This is a genomic window from uncultured Campylobacter sp., from assembly GCF_938030685.1.
Classification (GTDB): Bacteria; Campylobacterota; Campylobacteria; order Campylobacterales; family Campylobacteraceae; genus Campylobacter_B.
In genome coordinates this window covers 1-10,754 of the sequence record NZ_CALHHX010000066.1, presented here as the reverse complement: position 1 = coordinate 10,754, position 10,754 = coordinate 1, and the positions used below count along the sequence as shown (strand labels likewise).

Sequence of the window (10,754 nt, the reverse complement as noted above, 5' to 3'; positions counted from 1 at the left end):
CGGCGCGCGCGTATAGCCTTTTTTGATGATGTCGCTTCTCAAATTTGATCCTTTTTAATTAAATTTTTTGTGCCGATTGTAACTAAATAAAACTAAATTTTCCGCTCGGTTTTGAAAATTTCATTTATGCTTGAAAAAACATATTTTTCAAGCCCTTGTGGGATGTGCAGGTCTTTATTGTAGTAGGCGAGTTTTACAATAATTTTATTGTCATTAAATTCTAAATTTTTACCGCCGAAAATCGTTTCAAACCCATTTGCTTTAAATCTCGCACCTTCGCCGTGTTTTAGACCTTTTGGGTCGACGAAAACTATCTCGTAAATCTCATCTTGTTTTAGCCAAAATATGAAATCGGGATAAAATTTACGCCAAATTTGCTCTTCTTCATCAAAATACGGCACGTAAATTTCATCTACGTTTTGAACTATTTTACAAAAATTCCATTCAAAGTCATCAAGCGCTTTTGTATGAGTCTTTAAATCTTTCAAAAATTCTATCTCGCTTTTTTCGCTTATTGCATATACTATTTGCGCTTTATTATCGGCATCTATCACAAGTGGATTATAGTAATGGCGAGCCAAATTAGCATCTAACTTAAAGCCTAAAATTTCACAATCCTTTTTATTTTGTTTTATTAAACTAGCAAACTCTCTCGACGTAATTTTTTTGCTTTCTAACTCATCTATAAGCTCATCTTCGCTTTTAGATTTCAATAAATTTAAAATCGCTTCGTTAATCTTTGATATTTCGTCTTTGTCAAACGTCGTGCTAAATTTTGTAAAATGAGAAATTTCATTTTCAACCTCTTTAAAACCTTTTAATTTTTTACTTTTAAATTTACGGAATTTATCTATTTCGCATAGTGCAAATTTCGGGTTTTGAAATTTTTCGGTCGCTCCACTAATTTTTATAAATTTTTCGTCTTTTTTAAGCGTTTTATTTATTGTGCTAAGCCCTAAATCGGGACTTTTTAACTCCGAGCTAAGTAGTAAAACGTCCAAATCGTAAGAGTTTATAAACTTGTTTAAATTTTTATAATCGGAGTGCGAAATTACATAGGGCTTTGATTCACCGATTTCGTCTTCATATTGGGGTAAAAGCAACGGTTTGATTGTCTGCGACTTTTTAAAGCCTTTTAAAATTTCACCGGTTTTAAATTGCTCCAATTCGCTCAAAATAGCCTCTATCGCTTTCGGGTCACTAGCAAAAACAAAAAGTGTTTCTGGGCCACTTGCAAGCTCTTTTAACCTCTCTTTTTCATCAAATTCCAAAGCTGCAAATTTACTCGTGTATCGCAAACGCTGTCGTTCGTTTTTAAAAGGTTCGATTCTAACGCCTCGTCCTATCGTTTGCGTTACGTATTTTTTGGCCGAGCGTGAGCCTATATTTATAAAACTTATCAAATTTACGCGGTTACTATCCCAGCCCTCGCTAAAAACTTTGCTTCCAAGCATTATATTTATCGGAGAATTTCGCTCGTTAATATGTGCGAAAAAACCGTTATCTACATCGATTTCACTTTGCACGCCAAGCTCGTTTAGATACTCTTTTTTCCAGCCTTTCGTATCGCCGATATTTAGTAGCATAAAAGGCTTACTGGCATTTTTACTTTTAAATGCTATCTCTTTATCATTGCCTTTGATTATGCAAGCCTCTAAGCTTGAAACACCTTGTGCGTAAAATAGCTCTTCACGCATAGTTTTTGCATCGATATTTTTAACTATTTTTATAAATCCATCGCCAATTTTCTCGCCGCCGAAAACAAATTCAAGCTGATTTAAAATTTGGACTAAATTTTCAACTATTTTAGGGATATCTACGTCGTTTGTTAGCACCTTGCAAATAGCCTCAAAATACTGTTTTATGCCGGCATCCTGCGTATTTACTTTGTCCGATACAGCGATGATTAGCGGCGCATGATAAAGGGCATCTGATAATCTTCGCGAAATTCGGCGATTTGAAATTTTAATCGACGTAAAGATTATAAAGCTTTGCAAAATTTGCTCTAAATCATCTAAATTTAGCTTATTTTCAAATATCGCGATATTTTTGCCATAGCCTTGGTTGTTAAATTTTTGTAAATTATAGTTAAATGCGCAGGTTTTTAGATCAATTTCGTCCGTGAAAGTCGCGCTAAAATTTAAGATAAATCCGCGAGGGAATTCGTCTTTTTTACCGCTTGCCAGTTCGTTTATGTAGCCTTTTCGCACGGAATCGGTGCTGTCCCCTTTATGCGCTTCGTCTAGTAAAATATACCAGCCGTTTTCATTTTTAAAATTTGCGTAATTTAGCCTTTTGCCTGCATCTTTTTTACTCGTGTTTTCGGCATTTTCCAGTAAATCGCTACGAGCAATAAAAAGCGTCGTATCATATAAATTTAGCCCGGAATTTATGCTTTCAAAATCTTTTAATTCACGCACGTCTATTTGTGCATTTTGATAGCGATTAAATTCGTTTATTCGCTCTTTAAACTGGCTTAAAATTTGTTCGGTCGGCGCAAGAAGTAAAATCGGCTTTTTGGGCAAAATATCAAGCTTAATAAGTCGTGAAATCGCCCAAATCAGCTTTATCATTACGATCGTTTTTCCACTTCCCGTCGCCATCCAAAAACTGGCGCGATTGGTCTCGTGTGCATTTAAATTTTTATCAAATTCGCGGTATTTTCTAAGTAAATTTTCTCGCTCTCTAGAGTAGTAAAATTCTAAAATTTTCAAAGCGTTTTTTACGGCACTTTGTTGATAATCGGTAAGCGAAAATTTAGCAAAATCTTTAAAATTTAGATTTTTGCACTCCATGCTTAAATTCCGCTCTTTTAAAATTTCGGTTAAAATTAGTTTATCGGCTAGCTTTTTCATTCTATTACCTTTGTTTGCTTGGCCTTATTATGTCAAAGTTATAAAAATTCGCATCATAGCTTTTGTCGTCAGTCGCAGTTAATACAAATTTTATACCAGCTGATTTCTTGTCTAACCCATCACCATTTAATATATTTTTTATGTGCTTTGTTACAACGTTTCTATCCACTTCAAACAACTCAGTAATCTGCTTTTGACTTGGCCATAGAGTTTCGTTTTTTAGTCTAATGCTAATTTGCGACTGGCTTTTTGAGTTTTGATAGATGATGTTATTTTGCATTCTTATCTTCCTTAAATTTATGTAAAGATTGAACTATTAATGCATTTATAAAAACTTTGAAAATAAAATATATAAACATAAAATTAATAATAAATAGCCCAATTAGCAAAGAAAATATTATTTTGTAAAAATATACATTATTAATTATAGGTGCAACTAAAGCCAAAAAACAAGCAATAATTGTAATCAAGGCACTATAAATTGCATTTTTTATATAATATTTTAAAGTATGTATTCTGCATTGGATTGGCTTTATTGGATCAATATTATACAAAGTTCCAAGATATTTTGATGAAAATAGTATAGACAAACTAGTAAGATAAAAACCAAAAGTAATAGACATAAATGTAATTAAATTTGCAGAAAATGTGTTTACAACATTTTCTATTTTTTCCATATTAAAAAAAATTAATGATATAAAAATAGATATAAAGGATAATAAAAAAATAATTATCACAGATATTTTATGATATCTATACATTCAATTGTTCCAAGAGCGATCGTTTTACATACTCCGCGTCATACATTCCATTTTTATCTTTTTCAACATTGACCTGTATTTTTTTCATTAAGGTTTCAAGGTTAAAAATTTTTTCAAAGCCTTCGTCATCTTTACCTATACAAATTACCCTACTAATTTCGCAATTTTCTTTTTTAAATTTGAATCTATTAAGAAAATTTATAAATTTTTCACGTTCAAATAATTTGTTTTGAATTTTTGCTTCTAGCGTAAAATTGATAGGCTGCCCTAATCCATACACATCGCCAATATCATCAAATATTGCGCCATTAAATAAATCTTTATCGCCAGATGTAAATTTAATACTTTCAACAGATGATATTGTGTCTACAAATTCTTTCGGATCTATAAAATATTTTTTAATATCAAATTCCTTATTATACTTAGCTTTTAAATAATCTTTCAAAAAACTATTTTTTCTAAAATCAGAAACATATAGCGTAGCTTTATCATAAATATATATGCAAAAGAGCTGATTTTTAAGTTCTGCTTCATTTGGGCTTCTGCTATTTTTATAATTCTCTTGCGTTTCTATATTCAAAACTTCATCTGTATATGGTTTAGGTTTGCCATATTTAGCATAGATCCAAAAGATATTATTTTTTATGATTTCACAATCAACCTGATAATAAACTCCATCTAGCTCATAACTATCAGATTGTTTATTTTCAAAAATATTTATTTGTGGAATTTCGCTTTGATTTATAATAAGTTCACATTCACTAAAAGTTATTTTCTCGCTCATCTTACCTCTCCCACCAGATTAGGTCGCGGATTTTAGGAAATTTTGCCATATCGATGTCATCTTTTTGCATTATTTCACCGTTTTCAAATTCTGCGCACTCTACGTCGTCACGCGCAAAAATTCGTTTGATTTTTGCGCCAGTCAAATTTGAATAACTCAAAAAAATGTCAAATTCACCCCTGTATCCGTCCATATCAAGGCACACTTTCTCTCCCTTATTTAGCTCCTTTATGAGCTTGCGCGATTTACGATAATCTATCACGCCACTCTCATCTAGCGCGTATTCGCATTCATTCAGCGCCTCTTCGTAGCTTTCTAACTCAAAATATCTAAACGCTCCGCCGCCATGATGGCCCGCGTCTTTACTGATACCGCTTTGCACCCCTGCGAGCACCTTTTTAAGACGCGGGATAATCACGCTGTAAAAATGCTCACCCATCTCCACGCCAAGCCACTTTCGACCGAGTTTTTGCGCCACCGCAACACTTGTGCCCGAGCCTAAATGATAGTCTAAAATGATGGATTTTTTATCAGTATTTACTATTTCAAAAAGGAGCGACAAAAGCCCCTCTGGTTTTTGTGTACCAAATCCTAAATGTTCCGATGATAAATTTAATACAGGTTTAACACTATATAATTGAGTTTTCCCATCTTTATTTATTTTAATATCACCCTCAAGTACATCTCTTAAAAGAGTATTTACATAAAATTTTCCATTTTCATCCTGACTGCAACTGCCCATAAAATTTACATCATAGTATTGTATTTCATATAGAGGCTTGACGACAAAATTATCTGTTTTAGAGTATAGCCAAATATTATCGTGTTTTCTTGGCATACTCTCATTTTTTGAAGCTCCGCCGCTACGATAACTCCAAATAATTTCATTTATAAATTTATCCTTACCGAACGTATCATTTAACAGCATTCGTCCCATATAGTTTGCATTGTGGTCTAGGTGTAGATAAAAACTCCCACGCTCACTTAAAATTTCACGTGCGAATTCTAGGCGGTTTTGCATTAGCGTAAGCCACGTGGAATCTTGAAAGCGGTCTTTATACTCAAAGTCTGAGCCTGTATTAAACGGCGGATCGATATAGACAAGGTCGATTTTACCTTTATAACGAGGCATTAGGGTATTTAGTGCAGCGAAATTGTCCGATTTTACTAGTTCGCCATTTAAAATTTCGTCTAAATTTTCAAACCTGCTAAGCAAATCCAGTCTATTTTTATAGTTTAAAAATTTCGTATCGAGTGGTAGGAATTTATATTTTCCAAAGTCGCTTTTTAGCGTGCTAGTCGTAAAGTTAACGTCAACTAAATTTAACTCTTTCCACTCGGCAATTTGCTTGTCGGTAACGAGCGAAATATCGAAATTAGGTATTAAATCCAGCGTAAAAACATACTGCGTATTTTTGGCGAATTTGGGTTTTAGCCAGATCGCTTTTAGCTCGTTTTCAAATTTGGCTATGATTTCGATTAACTCGAATGCGATATTGCGGATTCTTTGCAATCTCTCAATTGCGTAAGGCTGCCACTTGTGCGTCTTGCTGTCGGCATAAAGATAACTAAACATCCATAACTCAAACTGCTCTTTCAAAAAATTCTCGGCATCTTTATGGATAAAAAAATCCACTTCGTTTTGCTTTTTATAGCTACGAAAAATCTTTTTTAGCTCGTCTTCGTCAATTTTGAGCCCTTTTAGCTCTTTTAAAAAATCGTCCGTGAATTCACCGCTTCCTTGCTTAAAAACGCTTTTTAAGTTCTTAAATAGCTCGCTTTGATTCGTTACGTTTATTTTGATTAGCGGAGTTTGTATCTGCAAATTCGCACCTTGCTCTAATCCTGCGAATTTAAAAATTAGCTTTGATTTTACATTATCGCTCGACCGGCGAAACTCGTTCGCGTTAAATTCCACCGCAAATTTAGTGTTTTCATCGGTTAGCGTCATACTTTTATAGATTACGTCCGATTTTACGTAGTATAAATTTTGCGTTTTATAAAATAGGCTCGTGTCTTTGGAGTTTGAGTAAATTTTAGCGTAGATATTTTTATAAATCGGCGTATCGGTAAAAAATGGCGTGCCTGTTTCATTTAGATAACTATCGAAAAACGTGTAAAGCTTGTTGTAAATTTCATGTTCGTCAGAATCGTTCGTGGACGAAATTTGCTTATCTAAAATTTGCTTAATATACTCGAAATATCGCTCTTTTATGCTTAAAAGGTTACTAAAACCGCTTTTATCTTTCGTGTCCTTGATCTTTACACCCAAGTAGCAGTCTTCTAGTTTCGAATAAAATGCTTTTTTATAATTCATATACAAGCCTTTTTAATTGGATTATAACTATTTTTAAATTACGGATAGCTTTAAATACCTAGTTTTGAAACAGTTATTGTCAAGCAGAACGTCTATTGCAACACCATTTTAGCCCGGTCGCTCTTAGCAAGCTTCTGTGCGGCGCGCGCGTATAGCCTTTTTTAATGATGTCGCTTCTCATTTTATGTCCTTGGATTGAAATTTGCGCCATTTTAGCATAAAATTTTATCGCTGCGGGACGTTTTAAATTTTAGCGCATTAAAATTTAAAGAGGGACTATTGAGCTTAATCAAACCGAATCACTCCTGTTTTTGATATAATTGCACATCGATTATCAAAATCTTGCCGTTTGGCAGGAATGAAAAGAGGAGAAGATGCAAAGAAGAAATTTCTTAAAACTAACGTCCGCGTTGGCGGCTAGCGGGCTTGCTAGCCCTCTTTTTGCAAAGGAGGCTTTTACTATTTATGGCGCGCCTGCGATGCCTAGCCTCATCATCGGCGTTGCGTGCATGCAGGGGCAGATCGGCAAAAAATACGACGCGAAGCTCGAGCTTTGGCGCGATCCCGATCAGCTGCGCGCAGGCGTGGCAAACGGCGAGTACAAGGTCATGATGAGCCCTAGCAACGTGGGGGTGAACCTCGCAAATCAGGGGCGCAAGATCGGTATGGTAAATATCCTCACCGAGGGGCTAAATTTCGTGATGAGCAAGGGCGAGAAGATAACGGAATTTGCGCAGCTGAAGGGCAAAAAGATCGTAATGCCTTTTAAAAACGACATGCTAGACATCATTGTGCGAGCCATAGCGAAAAAGCAGGGCATTAGCGGGCTAAATATCGACTACACCGCCAGCCCCGCAGAGAGCGCGCAGCTGTTTTTGGCCAAGGACTACGACGTCGCGATCACGGTCGAGCCGCTAGCAAGCGCCATGATCTTGAAGGGCAAAGTATCGGGTATCGCCGTGCAGCGAGGGGCAAATTTAAGCGATATGTGGGCGCAGGCGTTTTCGGTAAAGCCCATAATCCCGCAAGCGGGCATCATCGCAGATACTGATTTTTACGCCGCGAAAAAGGTGGATTTTGAAATTTTAAACGCCGATCTGACAGACGCGCTTGCGTGGATCAAAGCGAACAAACAAAGCGCCGCGGCGATCGGGACAAATTTCTTTCCCGCGCCGCCGCCTGCGATATTTATGAGTATCGATACGTCGAATTTATGCGTCAAAAAGCCTAGCGAGATCAAGGACGAGCTTTTGAAATTTTATGAAATTCTGATGGAATTTAACCCTAAGCTCCTCGGCGGCGCGATGCCTAAGGACGAGTTTTTTCTATGCTAAAAATCGATAAAATTCGCAAAGCTCAAAACCCCGCGTTTTACGTCATAGATTATCTGTGGGGCGGCTTTGCGAGCCTAGGGGCGGTGTGCTTTTTCATAGCCCTTTGGCAGGTGGCGAGCGAGGCTTATGGGCCGCTCATTCTTCCCCAGCCCGCGGCGGTTTTTTCTAAGGCGTGCGAAATTTTAAGAAATTTTGCCGCAAACGATCTAGCTCTGTCGCTTAAACGTGCGCTTGCAGGCACCTTCCTCGCGCTTTTTGCGGGGATTTGCAGCGGGCTTGCGGCGGGGTATTTCAAAAGCCTGCGAGCCTTTTTAAACCCGCTAATTACCGTGCTTCTTTCGACGCCGCCCATCGTCTGGATCGTGCTTGCGATATTTTGGTTTCATTTCGGCGATAAAAGCGTGCTTTTTACCGTCGTTATCGTCGTCGCGCCGATGACTTTTGCGTCCGCAGTGCAGGCGATGGCTAGCGTGAGCACCGAATACACCGAGCTTTTCGACAGCTACAAAAGCTCAATTTTAAAAAAACTGCGCTACCTCTACGCGCCGCACCTAATCGAGCGGCTGCTCCCTGCGATCTACGTCGCGGTCAGCAACGGCGCGAAGGTGCTTGTGATGGCGGAGCTTTTAGGCGCGAACGACGGCATCGGCGCAAAGATAGCCGAAGCGCGCGTCAATATCGATACGGTCGAGGTCATGGCGTATGTGTGCCTAGTCATAGCCTTTACGGCGCTTTTCGATTATCTCGTGACCAAGCCGCTTGAAATTTTACTGATGCCGTGGAGCAGATGATGCTAAAAATTTCAAATCTGTGCTACGAAATTCTGCGCGACGTTATAATTTCCGATTTTTCACTGCAGCTGCGCGCAGGCGAAGTAAAGACGCTCTTTGGTCCGAGCGGCTGCGGCAAGACCTCGCTTTTGCGGCTGGTCTGCGGGCTGGAGGATAAAAAAAGCGGACAGATCGAAAACGGCTTTAAGAAAATCAGCTTTTTGTTTCAAGAAAACCGCCTGCTGCCGAACCTCACGGCACTTAAAAATATCGAAATTTTTAGCCCCGCAGGCATGAACGAAATTTACGCCCTCGCCGCAAAGATCGGGCTAAGTCCGAGTGATCTGAATAAATTCCCGCGAGAGCTAAGCGGCGGCATGCAAAAGCGCACGGCGTTTTTGCGCACGATCCTTAGCGGCTGCGATCTGGCGCTGCTTGATGAGCCGTTTGTAGGGCTCGATCGCGATCTGCGCGGCGCGCTGATCGAAATTTTAGTTTCAAAGATCGAGCGCGAGGGGCTTGCCTGTCTTTTGGTGACTCACGACCGCTTCGAAGCCGCACGCCTAAGCCACGAGATCATCGAGCTTGAGCCCAAAGGGATGGGGCTTAGACGCGTCGTGAGGCTGGATGAGCCGCTAAGCGCGCGCGACGAGCGGTACGAAGAGCGCGTGGTAAGCGAACAGTTTAGGGGGGTGAGCTATTATGAATAGAAATTTTATCTTTAATGCGCGCGAGCAGGGAGGTTCCGCACGAAATTTAAACTTGCGTTGCGGCCCAGACGCGAGCAAGCGGGGCTTTGGCGCGTATCGCGATCCAGATGCGTGCAGATACAGGCTGCTGGGCGCTAGATGCGACGATCTGGGCATACGCAGACACGGGCTCTTGCGAAGTATTAGATGCCGCGATGTCGGTGCGGGCGGACACAGGCTTTTGCGAGATGCTAAATGTTATGATTTCGTTGCTTGCATAGACAGGCCTTTTCGGGACATCGGGCGCTGCGATCTTAACGTAAGCGGATACAGCCTTTCGCAGGATGCCTGGCGCCGTGGTTTTATCGCACCAAAATACGAGCTACGCAGCCGTGCGAACTATGATTATATCGTGAGCGTGCTCTTGAACGGCGCAGTGCGCTACGGCTTTGCTGCACGAAATTCGGCGCTATTATGCGGCGATACATACCGCGGCTCTAGCGCGAGTACTTACTTATGGCGTAGCTCTAGCGTGGGTGTTTGCTTACGGCGCGTTGGCGCGAACCGAGATGTCCACTCACGCCGCGACTCCAGCGCGAGTGCCAGCTTGCGGTCCAGCTCTAGTGCGAACGATCCTTTGCAGCGCGTATCCGACCGCCCCGCTCGTGCCGCCTGTCTACATTGCAGATTTGGTGCGAACCCAGACGCCCGTCTGCGTTGTGGATTTGGCGCAGATTATTTTAAAAATTCAGGCGGAATTTCTACGCGAAATTTTAAAATTTCAGCTCGCAATTCGGAAGTAGAGCCCGCACAAAGCTTCAAATATCAAAATTCCGTGTGGGGTTTTTCGCAAAGCGGCAGAAGCGTCAAATCAAACTCCGAGCTGAGCTTCTCGCAGAGCATTAAAAATTCCGAGCAAAATTTACCGCTAAACCTCTTACAAAGCGCCAAGAATTCAGATCAAAGTCAAAACTCCAAACCCACTTCCGCGCAAAGCTTTAAAAATCAAAATTTCGCGTGGGATTTCTCACAAAACGGCGGAAGCGCCGAACCAAATTCTGTTCAGAACTTCTCGCAAAGCTCTAAAAATTCCGATCGGAATTCCAAAGCTAATTCCACGCAAAATCAAGCAGAGTCCGTTTCGCCGCAGAATTCCGAGCCGTGCCCGGCGCAGCAGCAAGAGCTGGGTTTTTACGCGCCTAAATTTAAAGACGAGCGCGCGAGGAATTTTTTCTCCCATCCGA

The 10,754-nt window shown here is 40.0% G+C and carries 8 protein-coding genes; 4 read left to right on the top strand and 4 right to left on the bottom strand.

What is annotated here, in order from left to right:
• Positions 1 to 92 precede the first annotated feature (92 nt).
• The 4 genes from Q0369_RS03095 to Q0369_RS03080 all read right to left on the bottom strand — a co-directional run bounded on the left by Q0369_RS03095 (position 93) and on the right by Q0369_RS03080 (position 6,717).
• The gene (locus Q0369_RS03095; RefSeq protein WP_298095820.1) at positions 93 to 2,855 is read right to left on the bottom strand and encodes a DEAD/DEAH box helicase family protein; all 2,763 of its coding nucleotides are present in this window, start codon (positions 2,853 to 2,855) and stop codon (positions 93 to 95) included.
• Between the two features lie 4 nt (positions 2,856 to 2,859).
• Positions 2,860 to 3,135 carry a hypothetical protein gene (locus Q0369_RS03090; RefSeq protein ID WP_298095818.1) on the bottom strand — a complete coding sequence of 92 codons (276 nt, stop codon included), beginning with the start codon at positions 3,133 to 3,135 and terminating at the stop codon, positions 2,860 to 2,862.
• A 473-nt stretch (positions 3,136 to 3,608) separates the two neighbouring features.
• A complete protein-coding gene (locus Q0369_RS03085; RefSeq protein WP_298095815.1) occupies positions 3,609 to 4,400 on the bottom strand; it encodes a hypothetical protein in 792 nt (263 codons plus the stop codon).
• A 1-nt stretch (position 4,401) separates the two neighbouring features.
• Positions 4,402 to 6,717, bottom strand: coding sequence for a DNA methyltransferase (locus Q0369_RS03080; RefSeq protein ID WP_298095812.1), 2,316 nt, complete (start codon positions 6,715 to 6,717; stop codon positions 4,402 to 4,404).
• A 374-nt stretch (positions 6,718 to 7,091) separates the two neighbouring features.
• Between Q0369_RS03080 and Q0369_RS03075 the strand changes: the two genes are divergently transcribed.
• The 4 genes from Q0369_RS03075 to Q0369_RS03060 all read left to right on the top strand — a co-directional run.
• A complete protein-coding gene (locus Q0369_RS03075) occupies positions 7,092 to 8,051 on the top strand; it encodes an ABC transporter substrate-binding protein (RefSeq protein ID WP_298095808.1) in 960 nt (319 codons plus the stop codon).
• Positions 8,045 to 8,842 carry an ABC transporter permease gene (locus Q0369_RS03070; RefSeq protein WP_298095805.1) on the top strand — a complete coding sequence of 266 codons (798 nt, stop codon included), beginning with the start codon at positions 8,045 to 8,047 and terminating at the stop codon, positions 8,840 to 8,842. Before Q0369_RS03075 ends, Q0369_RS03070 begins: the two co-directional genes overlap by 7 nt.
• Positions 8,842 to 9,531 (top strand): ATP-binding cassette domain-containing protein, encoded by a 690-nt coding sequence (locus tag Q0369_RS03065; RefSeq protein WP_298095801.1) that lies wholly within the window; start codon positions 8,842 to 8,844, stop codon positions 9,529 to 9,531. The genes Q0369_RS03070 and Q0369_RS03065 overlap by 1 nt, the downstream gene beginning before the upstream one ends.
• On the top strand, positions 9,524 to 10,754 hold a 1,231-nt coding region (locus tag Q0369_RS03060; protein WP_298095798.1), incomplete at its 3' end, for a hypothetical protein. The genes Q0369_RS03065 and Q0369_RS03060, both read left to right, overlap by 8 nt.